Source organism: Actinomycetota bacterium (assembly GCA_030776725.1).
In the GTDB taxonomy this organism is placed as follows: domain Bacteria; phylum Actinomycetota; class Nitriliruptoria; order Nitriliruptorales; family JAHWKO01; genus JAHWKW01.
The window spans coordinates 16,311-33,210 of record JALYHG010000074.1; the positions used below are offsets into that span (position 1 = coordinate 16,311).

Below are 16,900 nucleotides of genomic sequence, written 5' to 3' on the forward strand. Positions count from 1 at the left end.
TCCACGCATGCCGAACAAGGAGCCCATGTGACCATCAGTGAGCTTGCTACCAGCGACACGCTGACCGATGTGCTCGAGCGTGCCGGTGAGCGGGGCTACCTGCTGGTCTCCGAGCTCGAGCGGATCGAGGACCCGCTCGCTGACGAGGAGACCTCGGTCGGCGACGTCCTCGACCGTGCCCGCGAGCGCGAGATCCCGGTCATCGACGACACGTCCGCCGACTCCGACGCCGAGCGGCAGGTCCGTCAGTTGACGCACACGACCGACTCCGTGCGCCAGTACCTGAACCTCGCTGGCCGCACGGAACTGCTCGACGCCGAGCGTGAGCAGGACCTCACCAAACGTTACCGCGCCGGGCTCGCCGCGAAGCGGATGCTCGAGGACGAAGAGCAGACGCTGCCGCCGCGGCGTCGCGCCACGCTGCGTCGGATCGCCCGAGGCGGCGAACGCGCACAGGAGCACATGGTCCGCGCCAACCTGCGGCTGGTCGTCGCACAAGCCAAGCGCTGGCTGGGCCGCGGTCTGGACATGCTGGAGCTGATCCAGGAGGGCAACCTCGGCCTGATGCGTGCCGTGGAGAAGTTCGACCACACCAAGGGCTACAAGTTCTCCACCTACGCGGTGTGGTGGATCCGTCAGGCCCTGCAGCGGGGCGTGTCCGGCAAGGCGACCACGATCCGTGTCCCGGCCCACGTGTGGGAGCTATCGGCGAAGATCACGCGGACCGAGATCGACCTGCGTCAGGAGCTCGGTCGCGATCCCACCGACGCGGAGATCGCCGAGGCCGTCGACCTCACGGTGGAGCGCATCCACGAGGTCCGCGACGCCCTCGAGCGCACGGCGTCGCTCGACGCCCCGGTCGGTGAGGACGGCGACGCGAGCATGGGTGACCTGATCGCCGACCACGAGGCGATCAGCCCCGAGCAGTCGGCCTGGTCGCACGACGCCCGCCAGCAGATCGAGCGGGCCCTGTCCAGCCTCGACGAGCGTGAACGGCGCATCATCATGCTCCGCTTCGGGTTCGTCGACGGCGAGGAACGCACGCTGGCCGAGATCGGTGACGATTTCGGCATGAGCCGGGAACGGATCCGCCAGCTCGAGAAGCTCGCGCTCGCCAAGCTCCGTCACCCGGCGGCCGACTACGACCTCACCGGGCTCCACGGCGAGTTGGTCGCTGCGTAACCCCGTCTCAGTGGCGGTCCGATCGGCCGCCGCGGCACCGACCGGAGCGTCGCGAAGGGCGCGCCGCCTGGAGTGTCACACTCAGCGGCGCGCCCTCTGTCGTGCTCGGTGATCTTTGTGTGGGTACCGGTTCTACTGCGGACTCAGCCGGCCCACGGGTCAGCCCATGGTGGCGGCGTGCTCAGGCTCGATCCTGATGGTCACCCGCTCGGCGTCCGGCTGCTTGTTGGGGTACTCGTCCTCCCCCAGGTACTTGCCTGCGAGGAAGTCGATGAACTTCTTCTCGGGGTCGTCGTCGATCGCGACGACCTCGCCGCGGACCTCGAGGTAGCGGTAGGGATTATCAGGATCGAGGATGGAGACCGCGACCCGCGGATGGCGGTTGACGTTGCGGAACTTCTGGCGCGACTTCGTCGTGCTGAAGCACAGTCGTCCGTCCTGGAAGTCGTACCACACCGGGTGCGACTGCGGGTCGCCATCCGGGCCGAGCGACGCGACGTGGGCGAAGCCGGCCTTGTCGAGGAGATCACGGTGGCTGGATGGGATGACATCGGCGGGCATAGCGTCCTCCTGATCGTCCTTGTGGTCGTGGTCCTTCACCATCAGGGTGGGTGATCGGCGGCTGCGACGCAGCCGTGAGCGCCCCACGTCCGTGCACCCTCGAAGACGGGGGATGTCCATCTGGACACGCGTGACCGACGGCGGGATGGGCGACGCGTCCGTTTCAGTCCCACGCCCCGTCACGGAGCGGCGTGGGAGGGTGCTCCTCACGGTCGAGGTCGAGCTGACGCAGCAGGTCGTCGGCGTCATCCGGGTCCAGCGGCGGCGTGCCATCGACGTCGACGTCCTCCCGGGCCCCGATCAGGACGAACTCGGCCCCCTCGTGGTCGAGGAACGCCGGCGGGTCGGCTGCCAGCCACCGACGGCCGTCGAAGCGTTCGTGTAGGTCGGGGGGGAGGTCCGCGCGGGCGTCGGGCGGCAGGCCAGCGCCGGGCGGGGCGCCCACGTCGGGGTTCTTCACCGCCAGGACGAACCGCGCCTCCGGCGCGATCCGGAGGACGTCCTGCACGTCACCGGGCTGGTCGGGGGAGTGCAGCTGGTAGGCGACGAACGTGTCGCGTCCGCGCCGCGCCAGGGCGTACACACCCTGACCGGCGGGGCGAGCGCCCGGCTGATGACGTCGCCCGACCGTGGCGGTGTCGTACTCGGCGGGGCCAAGCGCGTCGCGCAGCCCGTCCGCGTCGTCGGTCACCTCCTTGACGAACCCCCACAGCCGTTCGGTGTCGCCGACCTCGGGCAGACGCTTGCGTCCCACCACGAGCAACCGGAAGGTGTCGCGTCCGCGCGGGTGCAACACGACGAAGAAGTCCTGGACGTCGACGAGCCCCTGAGGGTCCTCCTCGTCGACCACGGGCTTGTACAGGAAGTGGATGTCACCGGTCTCCAAGGTGTCCATGGTGCTCCTCAGGTCGGGAAACCGTGCCGGCCATGCAACGGAACGAAGTGGGCACCGATCACCGAGCGCTGCGCGACCAAGCCGTCCTGGTCACGGACGAACAAGGTCACATCCTCCGCGCCTCCGGGCCCGACAGGCTGGACCAGCGTCCCGCCGACCCGCAGCTGCTCAACGAGAGGCGGAGGGACCTGCGGGTAGGCGGCTGCGACCACGATCGCGTCGTACGGGGCGTGCTCCGCCAGCCCCTGGGTCCCGTCGCCCAAGACCACCGCGACGTGGTCGACGCCGGCGGCGGCGAGGTTCGCACGAGCCTGCTCGGCGAGGGCCTGGAACCGCTCGACGCTCCACACCTCGGCGGCGAGCTGCCCGAGGATGGCTGCCTGGTAGCCCAGGCCCGTCCCGACCTCCAACACCCGCTCCGAGCCCGACAGCTGCAACGCTTCGACCATCGCCGCCACCAGCGACGGCTGGGTTGTCACCTGGTCGTGGCCGATCGGGAGTGGACGGTCGCGGTAGGCGCGGTGGAGCTGGTCGTCAGGGACGAAGTGGTGCCGCGGCACTGACCGCAACGCCTCCAGGACACGCTCGTCGCGAACACCGCTCGCGATCGCGGCGCGAACCAGCTGCTCGGTCGAGGATGCCACGACGCGAGTATGACCTCTACGAACAGATGTTCGCTACCGGACGAGTGGGCAGGGGGCCGGCTACGACCGCTCGGGTGGCCGTTCGTTCAGCAGCCAGCTCTCGAACTCCGGGTTCGACAGCGCACTCGGGATGGCACTGCGCACCGCGCCGATCGCCTCCTGCGGTGAGCGCCCCCGCTCGATCAGCGTGCGGGCGACGACCAGGCCGGAGCGGTTGTTCCCAGCCGCGCAGTGGATCAGCACCCTCCGCTCCTCGTCGAGAAGCCGCGAGATGAACGTGGCCAGCGACCGCACCATCCGCGCGTCCGGCATCGGGCCGTCGTGGATCGGCCACCACATCGAGATGAACTGTTCGGCCTGCGGCTGCTCGGGGAGGTAGCTGGGCGGCCGCATCTGTAGGTTCATCACCACGTCCGCGTCGACCTGCCGGGGTGTCCCGGACTGGTACAAACCCGGGACGATCTCGAACGGTGGCTCATCCATGGTCGGGAGGCTACCCACAACAGCCGCCCCGCCAACGCAGCCGACGACGGCCGTCCGGGGCGGCGAACCCACACCCAGATCTCGATCGACGGAGTGCCATATGGACGACTTCCAGGACGCGCTACGCGCGAGGCTCACGCGGAACGTCGAACTCGAACACGAACGCCAGAACGCCGAACAGCAACGGCTCCGTGACGAGCAGGAGCGGGCCGAGCGAGACGCGGGCCGCGCGGAGGCCCGCAGCCAGGCCCGTGCCCGGCGGCACGCCGAGCTGGTTGAGCGCCTACGAGCGTTGCTCGGCCAGTTGGAGGCCGAGGCGGCGGAGTCGGTGGTGTCTCGCTCCGGGTTCAGCGAGACCGGTGAGGAGTTCGTCACCGAGGTGACGACGGTCCGGCGCACACCGCGCAGGACGTTGTTCATCGAACTCGACCGAGATGACGACGAGGTGCTCGCCCGCTGGACCAGCGAGGTCGGCGACTCGATCGAGATGTGGCGACTGCTGGACTTCGCTCCGGAAGTGCTGGACGAGTTGGTTCTCCAGGTCGTCGACGACGAGCTGTGGCACTCGGCGAGCCGCCCCCCCGCCTTCCCCGGTTGAGGCACGGCGCGGGGGCGCTCGTCGCTGCTCCCGGCTCGGCGCTCGCCGACATCAGCGCCGCCGAGGGCAACATCTGACGGACGGCACTGTCCGGTCGGTGGTCCCGCCAGCCACGACCGAGAAGTTGACAGGGCGTACCTTCGAACGAGACTGACCCGAAGGCGGATCAGCCAGGCATCGATGTGAGGGGACCCATGACGTCGTCGGTGTCCTGGACGTCGCATCAGCGCGGGGACCGCGGCAGTTGGTGGGTGGCCGTCACCGCGCTCGCGGCGGCCGCGGTCCTGATCCTGGGGACCGGCTCGGCCGCCGTCGCCCTCGACATGGCCGACTACCGCCGCACGTGGCAGAACCGGGCACTCCCCGGTGCGGTGATCAACGGCGTCGACGTGGGCGGTATGACCGTCGACGAGGCCACGGCCGCCGTCGACGCGGTCCTGGCGGCGCGTCTCGACCGCCCCATCACGCTGCGGTTCGAGGAGCGGACGTGGGAGACGACACCCCGAGAACTGGGTGTGACCACCACGGCTCGCGACGTCGCCCAAGCCGCTGTCGACGTGTCACGGAACGTGTCGTGGACGACGCTGGCCGAGGTTCGCTGGCGCGGCCACACGGTGCCGTTCACCGGCGACGCCACGCTGCAGTACCCGACGGCGAAGGCTCGCGATCTGGTCGCCCGGATCGCTGATGAGCTGCACCAGGAACCGGTCGACGCCCAACTCGCCTACGACCGGACCCGCCCCACCATCGTCCCCGAGCAGCCTGGCCGCACCGTGAACCAGGGAGCGACGATCGAGCGTCTCATGCAAGCGGTGACCCAGGCGGGCTCCCCTGAGGGGCTGGCGAGCAGCGTCGATGTGGCAACCGTGGCCGTGCAACCCGAGAAGACCACGGCTGCGTACCGCCGCATCCTGTTCCTCCGGCAGGGCGATCACCAGCTCGACCTGTGGGTCGACGGGCGACGCGTGCGCTCCTACGTGGTGGCGGTCGGGACGGGGAACTACCCCACGCCGACCGGCATCTACCACGTGACGCTCAAACGCCCGAACCCGGTCTGGACCAACCCCGCGCCCAACGGCTGGGGTCGCGGGCTGCCACGGCGGATCGAACCAGGGCCCAACAACCCTCTCGGGCTGCGGGCGCTCAACTGGGATGCAGCCGGCATCCGTTTCCACGGGACCGCGAACGTCGATTCGCTCGGCCGCGATGCGTCCCACGGCTGCGTTCGCCTGTCCAACGACGACATCATCGAACTGTTCGACCTCGTGGACGTCGGCGACCACATCGTCTCTGTCCGCTGAGCGCTGGGTCCCGTCCGACAGATCGTCCGTCACCGACGGAGACGCCGTGACGGCCGCCGCGACCGCCAGACGGGCGACGCATGGAAGAGTGCGGCGTGGCGACCGGGTTGCCACCTCCGGAGACCACAGGAGGAGCGGCCCATGGCGGCAGGGGCACGTGACCGGTCGGACTGGCCCGCGATCGGTCGACGAGCGGTGCGACGCACCATGCGAGCAGCCGGTGGATGGCTGTGATCGACCCGGAGCCGACGGCGTCGACCGAACGCGACGACGCGTTCCGTGCCTACGTCGTCCCGGAGCTGGACGTGATGTTGCGGGTGGCGCGCCGGCTGACCCGCGATCCGCATGTCGCGGAGGATCTGGTGCAGGACGCACTGGTCCGTGCCTACCGCGCCGTCGACCGCTTCGACGGTCGTCATCCGCGGGCATGGCTGCTCACCATCTTGCGCAACACCTGGAAGAACCAGCTGCGCAGGCGTCGCCCGGTGACCTCAGAGTTCTCCGAGAAGGTCCTCGCTAGGGCCCCGGCGCGCGGTGCCGACGGGCGCACCGGCCCGGAGGAGCACGTCCTGGCCGATGCGCTCGATCCCGCGGTCGCCGACGCTCTGCGGTCGCTGTCCGACAAGCACCGCGCGGTCGTCGTCCTGGTCGATGTCGATGGGTTGACGTACCGGGAGGCCGCCGATGCACTGGGCATCCCGGCCGGGACGGTGATGAGTCGGTTGCATCGGGCGAGGAAGAAGATGCGCGATCAGCTGCACGGTTCGGGTCACGCGCGGGGAGGCGGTCGATGACGTGGATGTTCTGGCGGCGGCGCCGCCGCGACGACGCGCTCGACTGCGGACAGGTCGCCCGCGTCCTGCAGAGCTACCTCGACGATGAACTGACGGTGACCACGGCGCGCGAGGTCGCTGACCACCTGGAGCAGTGCCGTCGCTGCGGCATGGAGGCCGACACCTACCGGGACCTCAAGCAGCGCCTGTCACGGTTCGCCGACCCCGTCGACCAGGTGGCCGTCGAGCGGCTCCGGCGCTTCGTCGACGAGCTAGCGGGCCACCGGGCGCCCTGACGCGGCGAGACAGGTCTCTCACGCAGCCGGCTCACCGTCGACCTCCACCAAGACGCGGTCGTGCTCCTGGGGGAAGCACACCATCTCGGCGATCGGGTCGCCGTCGTGCAGGGGCTGACGGTAGGACCAGACCAGGTCGTGGATCAGGCTGCCACCGGCCCGAACCGACCAGTAAGACGCGAGCCCCTTGTACTGGCAGCGCGTGCGGGTGTCGCTCTCGACCATCAGATCGGTGCGCACGTCGTCTGCGGGGAGGTAGTAGCGGGGGCGGGCGCCGGTCTCCACCACCAGCCGCGGACGACGCGACTCGGCGACGAGCTCGTTGGCGACCTCGATGCGGACGTGACGCGAGCTGCGCAGCACGTCGACGCGGTGATACGGGTCGCGGGGTTCGAGGAACACCTGCTCGTCCTCCTCGAACCACGCATCCATCTGATCCCACTGGAACGTGACGTGGCCGGCGAGGAACGCGGCCGCCGGAGCCGGATCGGCGTAGGACCAGGCCGCTCGTCTCACCACCCGCTCACCGACGACGACGTCGTAGGCAGCCGCCGTCCCCTTCTGGGTCGTGTCCTCGCGCACGCCCGCCACGCGCAGGAGATCATGGCGAACGTCGTCCTGCGGGAAGTAGTACGCGGCGACCTGTCCGGTCTCGTGCAGCAGCTTCACGTTGCGGCTGTCGGCCACCGTCTCACCGTGGAACACGACGCGGACCCGCTTCGGCGTGTCCTCGAAGTACAGCACGTGTCGCGGCAAGCTCGCGTTGGACAGCCCTCGTGGGCGGTCCCCGAACGGACCGGTGCGGAACGCGAGCGACATCTGGCCGGCCTCCTCGGCGTCGAACGATCGCGGTGGCCTCGCACGTGCCCCGCCACGGCCCGACGACGTGCGGTGCGACGCTGGGTCAGGGCACCAGCAGGACCTTGCCCCTGGTGTTGCGGCCCTGGATGTAGCGGTGCGCCTCAGCCGCCTCGGCCAACGGGAAGGTACGGTCGACTCGGACGTGAAGCTCACCGCCCACGATCCACGCGAAGAGATCGCCGGAGCGCCACTCGAGCTCCTCCCGGCGGGCCACGTAGTGGGTCAGGCTCGGACGGGTGAGGAACAGCGACCCCTTGTTGTTGAGCACCTGGGGATCGAGCGGCTCTACCGCCCCACTCGACTGGCCGAACAGCACCAGGTACCCGCGTGGCCGTAGGCAGTCCAGGCTCTGGGCGAACGTGTCGCGCCCGACCGAGTCGTACACGACGTCGACGCCGGCTCCGTCGGTGAGGTCCCGGACCGCCTCGACGAGGTCCACCTCGGTGTAGCGCACGACTTCGTCGCACCCCAACTGCCGCGCCAGGGACTCCTTCTCCTCGGTCGACACGGTCCCGATCACCCGCGCGCCCCGCCGGACGGCCAGCTGCACCAGCAGGTGGCCGACCCCTCCGGCTGCGGCCAACACCAAAGCCGTGTCGCCGTCGTCGACCACGTACGTGCTGTGCGTCAGGTAGTGCGCGGTCATGCCCTGCAGCATCACGGCTGCGGCGGTGCGCACGTCGACCGCGCCTGGGACGGTGACCAGCCGGTCGGCGGGGACCACGGCGTACTCGGCGTACGCCCCGCGCACCCCCGTGTAGGCCACCCGGTCGCCCCCGCGCAAGCCGTCGACGCCCTCGCCGACGGCGTCCACCACGCCCGCGGCTTCCACGCCCAGCACGGCCGGGAGGTCCAGGCTGTACGCGCCGCTGCGGAGGTAGGTGTCGATGAAGTTGATCCCGGCGGCCTCGATCCGGACGCGGACCTGGCCGGGACCGGGATCGGGTGTGTCCAGCTCCTCGGTGCCCAGAACGTCGGGACCACCGGTCGTCTGGATCGTCACAGCCTGCATCGGCACCGTCCTCTCGCTGCGAGTGTCCCACGCTACGTCAGACCGGACTACCGTTGTGACACGCTCGTGCCGTTGCTCGCCGCCGGTCGGAGCCGCGCGGCGTCGCAGGCGGGACCACAAGGAGGAGCCATGGCGGGGCATCCGGGGTTCAGCATCACGCGGCGAGGTTTCATCAAGGGCGTCGGGGTCGCCACGCTGGCGGCTGCGTGCGGCGGCGGCGGAGAGCAGAGAGCCAGCCAGACGCCGACGGTCACGCCGACCGAGACCTACACCGAGCCGACGACGACGCTGTCAGGAGAACTCAAGATCCTGCTTTGGAGCCACTTCGTCCCGGCGCACGACGACTGGTTCGATCCGTTCGCCAAGGAGTGGGGGAACGAGGTCGGCGTCAAGGTCACCGTCGACCACATCAACGTGGCGGACATCCCGACCCGGATCTCGTCGGAGATCGCCGCTGGTGGGGGCCACGACCTGATCCAGTACATCGCCCCGCTGTCGCAGTTTGAACCCAGCGTCGTGGACCTGACCGACGTGACCGAGGAGGCGGTGAACCGGTTCGGCGAGCAGCTCGATCTGTGCCGCAAATCCAGCTTCAACCCCAACACCGAGAAGTTCTACGCCTACAGCCCCGGGTGGGTGCCCGACCCCGGCGACTACCGCAGGAGCTTGTGGGAACAGGTCGGCCTGCCCGACGGGCCGTCGACGTGGGACGAGCTGCGTGAGGGCGGAGCGGAGATCAAGAACAGGCTCAACGTGCAGCTCGGCATCGGGATGTCGCAGGAGATCGATTCCAACATGGCGGCCCGGGCGCTGCTGTGGTCGTTCGGCGGTTCGGTGCAGGATGAGAACGAGAACGTGGTGATCAACTCGGACGAGACGATCGCCGCCGTGGAGTTCATGCGCAACCTGTACGAGCAAGCCATGACCGACGAGGTCTTCGCGTGGAACGCCGCATCGAACAACCAGGGGCTGATCGCCGGGGAGCTGTCGTACATCCTCAACTCGATCTCGGCGTGGCGCACCGCGCAGGACGCCAACCCCGAGGTGGCCCGCGACGTGTTCTTCGTCCCCGCCCTGCAGGGGCCGGCAGCGCAGCTCGCGGCGCAGCACGTGCTGTACAACTGGATCGTCCCGTCGCACGCGCAGAACGTGGACGCCGCCAAGGAGTTCCTGCTGCACTACACCGCGAACTTCCACAGGGCCGCCTTCGAGTCGAAGCTGTACGACTTCCCGGCGTTCCTCGAGCGTGTCCCCAAGCTCGACGAGTGGCTCAGCAACGACCCGTTCGGGGCGCAGCCGCCCGACAAGCTGGCGGTCCTCAAGGACGCGGTGGACTGGAGCACGAACATCGGTCACCCCGGCCCGTCCAACACCGCGATCGGTGAGGTGTTCGGCACGTTCGTGCTGCCGAACATGATGGCCAAGGCGGCCCGCGGCGAGCTCTCGCCCGCGGATGCCGTCGCCGACGCGGAGGCGCAGATCAAGCCGATCTTCGACAAGTACCGCCAGCGAGGTCTGGTGGGCGGCGGAGGCGCCTGAGCGGACATGGCAGTCGTCGTCGAGGTCCGGCAGCTCAAGAAGCACTACCACGGCGGGGACGTCCACGCCGTCGACGGGGTCGACATCCGCACAGACGAGGGGGAGTACCTGGTCCTGCTCGGACCGTCCGGTTGCGGGAAGACGACGCTGCTGCGCACGATCGCGGGACTCGAGCAGCCGACCGAAGGCGAGGTCCTGATCGGCGGGAACGTGGTCAACGGGCTCCCGCCCCGCGCCCGACAGATCGCGATGGTGTTCCAGAGCTACGCCCTGTACCCCCACAAGACGGTCCGCGACAACATCACCTTCCCGCTCAAAGCCGAGAAGCTCGACAGGGCGGAGCGGCGCCGGAAGGCCGAGTGGGCCGCGGAGCTGCTCGGCATCGCCCACCTCCTCGACCGCCGGCCGCGTCACCTGTCCGGTGGCGAGCGGCAGCGGGTGGCCCTCGCGCGGGCGCTGGTCCGCGAGCCGAGCGTCTTCCTGCTGGACGAGCCGCTGTCCAACCTCGACGCGAAGCTCCGCGCGGTCGCTCGTGACGAGCTCAAACAGTTCCAGGCTGGCGTCGGGACGACCACGATCTACGTCACACACGATCAGGTCGAGGCGATGGGGCTGGGCGACCGCATCGCGGTGATGTACGAGGGGAAGCTGTGTCAGGTGGGTCCGCCCACCGCGGTGTACGACGACCCGGCCGACACGTTCGTCGCGACGTTCCTGGGATCGCCGCCGATGAACCTGGTTGCCCGTGACGACCACCTGCTGGGGTTCCGCCCCGAGACCTTCCTGCCCAACGACGCCGTCTCGGGCGCCGGCAGCCGGGTCACCATGCCGTTCCACGTCCACCGCATCGAGCACCTCAGCGGCGACCGGCACCTGTACGGCACCGTGACCGGCATCGGGGACGAGACCCGGGTGATCGCCCGGCTGCCCGCCACCGTCACCACCACGATCCACCACGGACAGACCTACCAGTTCGCGGTCCACGAGCGCGACCTCAGGTTCTTCGACCGCGACAGCGGCCAGCGCGCCCAGCCGCGCCCGGTCCGCGCCTGACCGACCGCATGGTCGAGGCGACCTGGGAGCGTGCGGCGGGACGGGAACGTGCCCGACGCTCGATCGCCGACCGCGAGGACGTCCTGGGGCCGCTGTTCCTCCTTCCAGCGGTCGTCTACATCATCGCCCTGGTCGCGATCCCGTTCCTCCTCGCGATCGGGTTCAGCTTCAGCGACGTCACCGTCGGTGATCCCAGCTTCGACTGGGTGGGCTGGAACAACTACCGGGCGATGTTCGCCGACCCGGTGTTCTGGCGGTCGCTCAGGAACACGCTGATCTTCACGTCCGTGTCGATGGCGCTGGTGGTGGTCCTCGCCAAGGCGCTGGCGATGATCCTGGTGGCCGACTTCCGCGGGAAGTGGTTCGTGCGGTTCCTGGTGCTGCTGCCGTGGACCACGCCGGTGTCGCTGGCGGCGATCGCGTGGCTGTGGATGCTCGATTCGGTGTTCAGCCCGATCGACTGGGTGCTGCGCTGGGCCGGCGCGATCGAGTCGAACATGTTCTGGCTCGGCAAGCCGAACCTCGCCATGGCCTCCGTCATCGCCGTGCACACCTGGCGGATCGTTCCGTTGGCTGCGGTGATCATCATGGCGGGCCTGGTGGCGATCCCCGACGAGATCAACGACGCGGCGGCCATCGACGGCGCCGGCTTCTGGCGGAAGCTGTTCGAGGTGACGCTCCCGCTGACCCTCCCCATCATCGCTGTCGCGGCACTGTTCGGCGCCATCCTGACGTTCACGGACATCGCGGTGGTGTTCGTCCTGACCCGTGGCGGTCCCACCCACGCCACCGAGGTGCTGGCCAGCTGGGCGTTCCGCAAGGGCATCGAAGGTGGTGACCTGGCCCAGGGAGCGGCGGTCGCCCTGTTCCTGTTCCCGCTCCTGCTGGCGTCGGCGATCGCGATCCTGCGGGCGGTGCGCCGCATGGAGGTCATGTGACGGCCGTCCTCGACATCCGCGATCCTCGGCAGGTCGAGCGCGCCCGCCGCCGCGCGGGTCGACGCCGGACACTGGGGCGGACCGGGCTGTACGTGACGGCGGTGCTGGCAGCACTGCTGGCCGCGGGCCCGTTCCTGTGGAGCCTGGTGACGATGTTCAAGCAGGACCGCGACCTGTACCGCAAGTCCAACAACCCGTTCGTCTTCAACGACCCACCCACGCTGGAGCACGTGAGCTACCTGTTGTCGCGGACCGCGTTCGACACGTTCGTGTGGAACACCCTGTGGGTGGGGTTCCTGGTGGTCGTGATCACGCTCGTGGTCAGCCTGCCCGCCGCCTACAGCCTCGCCCGGCTCGACATGCCGTGGGCCGGGCCGCTGGGGATCGCGATCTTCTTCGTCTACCTGATCCCACCCACGCTGCTGTTCATCTCGCTCACCCGCGTCGTCGCGGCACTGGGGCTGCAGGACTCGACCTGGTCGCTGGTCGTGGTGTACCCCACCATCACGATCCCCGTCTCGGTGTGGCTGCTGATCGGGTTCCTCAAATCCATCCCACGTGACGTCGAGGAACAGGCGATGGTGGACGGCTACAGCCGTGTCGGGGCGTTCGTCCGGACGGTGATCCCCCTGGCGTTCCCCGGGATCATCGCCGTGGTGGTGTTCGCCTTCACCCTCACCGCCCACGAGTTCATCTACGCTCTGGCGTTCGTGTCGCCGACCGCGGAGAAGACGATCAGCGTTGGCGTTCCCACCGAACTCGTCCGCGGTGACGTGTTCTTCTGGCAATCGCTGCAAGCCGCAGCGGTCCTGGTCGCCGTCCCGATCGCGTTCGTGTTCAACCTGTTCCTGGAGCGCTTCATCGCCGGTTTCACGATGGGCGCGGTGAAGGGCTGACGTGCCGACCCGCGAGGAGACCGCCGCTGGCGCGCTGCTGGGCACGTTCGCCGGTGACGCCCTCGGGGCGCGGTGGGAGGGCAGCCGACCCGCCCCTGACCGGGCATCACGCGACCGGCTGCGACGCTCGGAGGACGACGCGGAGCTGGTCTACACCGACGACACACAGCTCACGTTGGCTCTGGCCGAGCACCTGTGCGACGCGCCCCACGTCGACCCCGAACGGCTGGCCGCGACCTTCCTCGCCCACTACCAGCCGTGGCGCGGGTACGGAGCGGGCATGCACGGGATCATCGAGGAGTGGCGGAAGGGGACCTCGGTCGAGGACGCCGCGACCGCGATCTTCCCGAGCGGCTCGTTCGGGAACGGCGCCGCGATGCGGGTCGCGCCGGTCGGCGTGCTGTGGGCCGACCACCCCGACACCCTGGAAGCCGTCGCCGGCCGCCAGGCGGCGGTGACCCACGTCCACACGCTGGGCATCGATGGGGCGCTGGTGCAGGCGCGCGCGGTGGGGTTGGCCGCCGGCCGGGGCCGCTTCGGGCGCGGGGAGCTGGCTGAGCTGGCCGGGGTGCCATCCAGCGACGAGCTACGGACCGGCGTGGAGGCGGCCGCTGAACTGGTGGACGGCTGGTCAGCCGACGAAGACCTGGAGTTCGCCGACGTCGCCAAGCGGCTGGGCAACACCGTGACCGCGCAACGCTCGGTTCCCGCAGCGCTGTGGGCCGCGGCCACGCCGACGGGTTGCGAGACGGGATCGAACTGGCGCTGGGGTTGGGTGGTGACGCCGACACGATCGCGGCGATGGCAGGGGCCGTGCTGGGCGCCGCGGGCGGCCTGCAGGCCATCCCCCCGGCTTGGCTGAGACGCTTCGAGGACGGTGAGCGGGGACGGAGCTACGCGCTGACGTTGGCTGGGCGCCTGGCCGCGCTCACGCCTTGGGCGTGAAGGCGCTCGGAGAGACCTACAGGGCCGGCGGTTCCTCGGCCTTGACATCCTCGAGGTGGTCGTCGAACTCCAGCTGCGCGTCGGCGTAGCCCTGGTCGGGTTCCGGGTAGGCGGCCCCTTCCCAGCCGCAGCTGCACCTGGCCAGGACGAAGACCTCCCCGTTGCGCAGATCGTCGCCGGGGCGGAACAGGTGCTCGGCCATCACGTCCCTCCGCGCGACATGCTCGCACCGTAGCCGCGGCGAACACGACCCGTTACGGGATGGCGGAGATGACACCCCGCACCACCGCGTCGGCGTCGTCGATCGAGTCGACCGGGGCGCGGACGGTCAGGTGCACGAACCCGTCTCGGACCGCCTCGTCGGCCAGCGTCAGCTCGAGGTGATCGAGCAGCTCGTCGGCTGGGGCCTGCGCGGGTGCGACGTAGTGACGGAAGCAGGAGGCGACGTCCCCGGCGCTGGCGTCGCCGATCGTGAGGCCGGCCCACAGGTCGAACAGGTCACGCGGGTCGCGGCGCTGCGACAGCTGCCGGAGCGTCAACGCCAGGATGTCATCGAGCGCGAACGTCAGAACGTCAGCCTCGGTCGCCCCCGGCCCGAACCCGACCCGCAAGCGCCGACGGACGTGCGGTCGGCACGGCTCGATCGCGTGCGCATCGACCGACACGGACAGCGTGCCCGGCTCGGCGGGCGCGTCGATCCGGGCGTGCAGCCCGTCGTCGCGGAGCTCGGGCCGCTCGATGACCATGTCGAGGCGGCCGGCGACCAGGCGCAAGCCCTCCAGGATCGGGCCGAGCCCGGTTGACGACGTCCGCCCGTACGACAGGTCGTCGCAGCGCCGCAGCGGCCGGTCGAGGTGCAGGTGGTGCAGGGCCGCGCCGCCACGCAGCGCGAGGTCATCGGCGAGCGCAGGGTCGCGGGCGACCTCGACCACGAGTCGATGCAGTGCGCTGACAGGGTCCACGCCACTACCGGGCAGTGAGCTGCCCGGTGTGGTCGACGTCGCTGCCTTCCCCCACGCGGTACACGGCGTAGGGTCGGCGGATCACCGGTTGCGCCACGTTGCGCACAGGGATACCGCCCGGCGTCAGACCGCGTTCCACACCGTGGTGGGCATGGCCGTGCAAGACGAGGTCGGCACCGCCTCGGTCCGCCGCATCAGCGAGCCAGTGACTGCCGAGGAACGGGTACAGCTCGGGGTGCTCTCCGGTGAGCGTGTCGCGGACCGGGGCGTAGTGCAGCAACGCGATCCGCGTCTGCACGCGCGCATCGGCGAGCTCGCGCAGGCGGTGTGCGAGCGCGCTCGCGAGGTCGCGGCTGCGTGCCACGAAGTGCTTCATCTCCGCCTCGCCGAAGTCGGCGCAGGTCGCACCGGGGAACCCGCCACCGAAACCGACGGTCCCTGCGATCCCGAGCTGTTGGCCGTCCACGTCGATCACGGTGGACTCGCCTTCGAGCACGGTGACCCCGGCGTCCTCGAGCACCGCCCGGAACTCGTCATGGAGCTCGGATTCGAACTCGTGGTTGCCGAGCACGGCCACCACCGGGACCGTCACGTCCGCGAGCTCGCCGACCACCACCCTGGCCTCATCCAACTGCCCGCGGCGGCTGAGATCACCGGCGAGGAGCAGCACGTCAGCGTGCTGGTCGACGTCCCGCAGGTGCTGGGCGAGCCGACCGACCGAGTCAGTCCCGATGTGGACGTCGCCGACGGCGGCCACGTTCATCAGCTGATCTCCTCGACGGTGACCGGCTCTTCGAGCCGTCGCACGTCGGTGCGGTTGTCTATCCGTCGGTGGGGGAAGAGCTCTGCGGCGACGTCGTCGAGGAGGGCGCGCCGCTCCTCGGTCGCGACCTCACCGGTCAGCATGATCGTGTCGCCGTGCGTGGTCACCTCCACGTCGACGTCAGCCGTCCGCGGATCACGTCGGAGGCGTTCACGTGCCTCGACGGCGATGCCGTTCTCTTGGGTGCCGTCGGACCCGTCGGGGACCCGCGCCGGCTCTCCTCGCAGGCCGTACACGCGGTCCATCAGGTCGAGGACGGCCCACCGTGGGACGGGCGCGTCGTTGGACTCGGCGAACACCAGGAAGCTCAACACCCGCCGGATCGAGTGCGGCGCGCGCCGCAGCAGGTAGCGCCAGTCGAGCTCGTTGTTGGTCAGGACCGCCAGCGCGTCGAACCAGTGGTAGGCGGTGTCCTCCGTGTGGGCGGCCGCTTTGATCACGATCAGGTCCTCGGGCGGGAGCACACGGATCCGTTCACCCTTGAACGTGGTGGTGATGGCACGGGCCAGCATGTCGCCGTCGAGGTAGATGTCACCCTGGCTACGGAAGATCAGGTCGACCAGCACCTCGTCCTTGACCGCCTTGAAGATCCACAGCGGGTCGTGCTCTTCGGGTGCGAAGCCGGCGTCGTTCAGCACCCCGAGCGCACGTCGCGCATCGTCGGGGCGCAGGAAGACGTCGACGTCGTGGGTCCAGCGCGGCCGGCCCAGCGCCGCGACCGCGATCCCACCCATCAGCACGTGCGGGACCCCGTGCGCCTCGAGGACGTCGACCGCCTCGCGCATGACGGCGAGGAAGCGCCGCTCGTCGTAGTCCGCCCCCTCGACGCTGCGCAGGGGGGCGCCGTCCCGACTGCCTGACATCGGCCGATCCTGCTGCGAAGACACGACGACCGTACGGTCGCGGCGTCAACCCCCCGTGAACGAAGGTCGGGGTCGCGGTCCGGCAGGGGAGAGCGCGTCTCGCCGCGGACCTGGCGACCGGCCGAGCCCGCCGAACCCCGTCAGTTGTCGTCGGCGGGGGTGCGCTGGTCCTGCCGTGCCTGGTAGTCGGCCAGGCGGCTGGAGAGCTTCCCGGGCGACAGCTCAGCCTGCGGGTGATGGCCCTCGCGGCGGGCGACCCACCAAGGCTTGTGGTC

At 69.8% G+C, this 16,900-nt stretch carries 19 protein-coding genes and 1 pseudogene; 10 read left to right on the top strand and 10 right to left on the bottom strand.

What is annotated here, in order from left to right; genetic code table 11:
• The first annotated feature begins 27 nt into the window (after positions 1-27).
• Positions 28-1,182, top strand: coding sequence for a sigma-70 family RNA polymerase sigma factor (locus M3N57_03390; GenBank protein ID MDP9021741.1), 1,155 nt, complete (start codon positions 28-30; stop codon positions 1,180-1,182).
• A 159-nt stretch (positions 1,183-1,341) separates the two neighbouring features.
• On the opposite strand, the gene M3N57_03395 is transcribed toward M3N57_03390, so the two are convergent.
• From M3N57_03395 to M3N57_03410, 4 genes are all read right to left on the bottom strand, one after another.
• A complete protein-coding gene (locus tag M3N57_03395; protein MDP9021742.1) occupies positions 1,342-1,743 on the bottom strand; it encodes a PPOX class F420-dependent oxidoreductase in 402 nt (133 codons plus the stop codon).
• A gap of 163 nt (positions 1,744-1,906) precedes the next feature.
• Complete coding sequence (locus M3N57_03400; GenBank protein ID MDP9021743.1) at positions 1,907-2,638, bottom strand: hypothetical protein; 732 nt, start codon at positions 2,636-2,638, stop codon at positions 1,907-1,909.
• A gap of 8 nt (positions 2,639-2,646) precedes the next feature.
• Entirely contained in the window at positions 2,647-3,282 is a 636-nt protein-coding gene (locus M3N57_03405; GenBank protein ID MDP9021744.1) for a protein-L-isoaspartate(D-aspartate) O-methyltransferase, read from the bottom strand.
• Positions 3,283-3,342: 60 nt separating this feature from the next.
• Positions 3,343-3,765, bottom strand: coding sequence for a dual specificity protein phosphatase family protein (locus M3N57_03410; GenBank protein ID MDP9021745.1), 423 nt, complete (start codon positions 3,763-3,765; stop codon positions 3,343-3,345).
• Positions 3,766-3,865: 100 nt separating this feature from the next.
• On the opposite strand from M3N57_03410, the gene M3N57_03415 reads away from it, so the two are divergent.
• From M3N57_03415 to M3N57_03430, 4 genes are all read left to right on the top strand, one after another.
• A complete protein-coding gene (locus M3N57_03415; GenBank protein ID MDP9021746.1) occupies positions 3,866-4,363 on the top strand; it encodes a hypothetical protein in 498 nt (165 codons plus the stop codon).
• 251 nt (positions 4,364-4,614) lie between these two features.
• Positions 4,615-5,664: a L,D-transpeptidase/peptidoglycan binding protein gene (locus M3N57_03420; GenBank protein ID MDP9021747.1), complete on the top strand. Its 1,050-nt coding sequence runs from the start codon at positions 4,615-4,617 to the stop codon at positions 5,662-5,664.
• Positions 5,665-5,888: 224 nt separating this feature from the next.
• Positions 5,889-6,458: a sigma-70 family RNA polymerase sigma factor gene (locus M3N57_03425; GenBank protein ID MDP9021748.1), complete on the top strand. Its 570-nt coding sequence runs from the start codon at positions 5,889-5,891 to the stop codon at positions 6,456-6,458.
• Complete coding sequence (locus tag M3N57_03430; GenBank protein MDP9021749.1) at positions 6,455-6,733, top strand: zf-HC2 domain-containing protein; 279 nt, start codon at positions 6,455-6,457, stop codon at positions 6,731-6,733. Before M3N57_03425 ends, M3N57_03430 begins: the two co-directional genes overlap by 4 nt.
• Positions 6,734-6,751: 18 nt before the next feature.
• Here M3N57_03430 and M3N57_03435 read toward each other — a convergent pair whose 3' ends face one another.
• On the bottom strand, positions 6,752-7,552 hold the full coding sequence (locus tag M3N57_03435; protein MDP9021750.1) for a DUF427 domain-containing protein: 801 nt from the start codon (positions 7,550-7,552) through the stop codon (positions 6,752-6,754).
• Positions 7,553-7,637: 85 nt separating this feature from the next.
• Entirely contained in the window at positions 7,638-8,606 is a 969-nt protein-coding gene (locus tag M3N57_03440) for a quinone oxidoreductase (protein MDP9021751.1), read from the bottom strand.
• 129 nt (positions 8,607-8,735) lie between these two features.
• On the opposite strand from M3N57_03440, the gene M3N57_03445 reads away from it, so the two are divergent.
• The 5 genes and pseudogenes from M3N57_03445 to M3N57_03465 all read left to right on the top strand — a co-directional run bounded on the left by M3N57_03445 (position 8,736) and on the right by M3N57_03465 (position 13,977).
• Complete coding sequence (locus M3N57_03445) at positions 8,736-10,145, top strand: extracellular solute-binding protein (protein ID MDP9021752.1); 1,410 nt, start codon at positions 8,736-8,738, stop codon at positions 10,143-10,145.
• A 6-nt stretch (positions 10,146-10,151) separates the two neighbouring features.
• Complete coding sequence (locus M3N57_03450) at positions 10,152-11,198, top strand: ABC transporter ATP-binding protein (protein ID MDP9021753.1); 1,047 nt, start codon at positions 10,152-10,154, stop codon at positions 11,196-11,198.
• A gap of 8 nt (positions 11,199-11,206) precedes the next feature.
• Complete coding sequence (locus tag M3N57_03455) at positions 11,207-12,136, top strand: sugar ABC transporter permease (GenBank protein ID MDP9021754.1); 930 nt, start codon at positions 11,207-11,209, stop codon at positions 12,134-12,136.
• Positions 12,133-13,032, top strand: coding sequence for a carbohydrate ABC transporter permease (locus M3N57_03460; protein ID MDP9021755.1), 900 nt, complete (start codon positions 12,133-12,135; stop codon positions 13,030-13,032). Before M3N57_03455 ends, M3N57_03460 begins: the two co-directional genes overlap by 4 nt.
• A gap of 1 nt (position 13,033) precedes the next feature.
• Positions 13,034-13,977: pseudogene (locus tag M3N57_03465) on the top strand (ADP-ribosylglycohydrolase family protein).
• 16 nt (positions 13,978-13,993) lie between these two features.
• On the opposite strand, the gene M3N57_03470 reads toward M3N57_03465, so the two are convergent.
• The 4 genes from M3N57_03470 to M3N57_03485 are packed head-to-tail and all read right to left on the bottom strand — an operon-like array spanning position 13,994 to position 16,625.
• Positions 13,994-14,179 (bottom strand): hypothetical protein, encoded by a 186-nt coding sequence (locus M3N57_03470; GenBank protein ID MDP9021756.1) that lies wholly within the window; start codon positions 14,177-14,179, stop codon positions 13,994-13,996.
• Positions 14,180-14,231: 52 nt separating this feature from the next.
• Positions 14,232-14,939 (bottom strand): nucleotidyl transferase AbiEii/AbiGii toxin family protein, encoded by a 708-nt coding sequence (locus M3N57_03475; protein MDP9021757.1) that lies wholly within the window; start codon positions 14,937-14,939, stop codon positions 14,232-14,234.
• A 4-nt stretch (positions 14,940-14,943) separates the two neighbouring features.
• Complete coding sequence (locus M3N57_03480; GenBank protein ID MDP9021758.1) at positions 14,944-15,702, bottom strand: metallophosphoesterase; 759 nt, start codon at positions 15,700-15,702, stop codon at positions 14,944-14,946.
• Positions 15,702-16,625, bottom strand: a complete 924-nt coding sequence (locus M3N57_03485; protein MDP9021759.1) for a nucleotidyltransferase family protein — start codon at positions 16,623-16,625, stop codon at positions 15,702-15,704. Before M3N57_03485 ends, M3N57_03480 begins: the two co-directional genes overlap by 1 nt.
• Positions 16,626-16,900: the final 275 nt, after the last annotated feature.

Bases quoted from the DNA above. Each gene is read 5' to 3' on its own strand.
- M3N57_03415 (MDP9021746.1), top strand. From the start codon at position 3,866: ATGGACGACTTCCAGGACGCGCTACGCGCGAGGCTCACGCGGAACGTC.
- M3N57_03430 (MDP9021749.1), top strand. From the start codon at position 6,455: ATGACGTGGATGTTCTGGCGGCGGCGCCGCCGCGACGACGCGCTCGAC.
- M3N57_03485 (MDP9021759.1), bottom strand. From the start codon at position 16,625: ATGTCAGGCAGTCGGGACGGCGCCCCCCTGCGCAGCGTCGAGGGGGCG.
- M3N57_03400 (MDP9021743.1), bottom strand. From the start codon at position 2,638: ATGGACACCTTGGAGACCGGTGACATCCACTTCCTGTACAAGCCCGTG.
- M3N57_03480 (MDP9021758.1), bottom strand. From the start codon at position 15,702: ATGAACGTGGCCGCCGTCGGCGACGTCCACATCGGGACTGACTCGGTC.
- M3N57_03445 (MDP9021752.1), top strand. From the start codon at position 8,736: ATGGCGGGGCATCCGGGGTTCAGCATCACGCGGCGAGGTTTCATCAAG.
- M3N57_03395 (MDP9021742.1), bottom strand. From the start codon at position 1,743: ATGCCCGCCGATGTCATCCCATCCAGCCACCGTGATCTCCTCGACAAG.
- M3N57_03435 (MDP9021750.1), bottom strand. From the start codon at position 7,552: ATGTCGCTCGCGTTCCGCACCGGTCCGTTCGGGGACCGCCCACGAGGG.
- M3N57_03425 (MDP9021748.1), top strand. From the start codon at position 5,889: ATGGCTGTGATCGACCCGGAGCCGACGGCGTCGACCGAACGCGACGAC.
- M3N57_03410 (MDP9021745.1), bottom strand. From the start codon at position 3,765: ATGGATGAGCCACCGTTCGAGATCGTCCCGGGTTTGTACCAGTCCGGG.
- M3N57_03450 (MDP9021753.1), top strand. From the start codon at position 10,152: ATGGCAGTCGTCGTCGAGGTCCGGCAGCTCAAGAAGCACTACCACGGC.
- M3N57_03455 (MDP9021754.1), top strand. From the start codon at position 11,207: ATGGTCGAGGCGACCTGGGAGCGTGCGGCGGGACGGGAACGTGCCCGA.
- M3N57_03440 (MDP9021751.1), bottom strand. From the start codon at position 8,606: ATGCAGGCTGTGACGATCCAGACGACCGGTGGTCCCGACGTTCTGGGC.
- M3N57_03470 (MDP9021756.1), bottom strand. From the start codon at position 14,179: ATGGCCGAGCACCTGTTCCGCCCCGGCGACGATCTGCGCAACGGGGAG.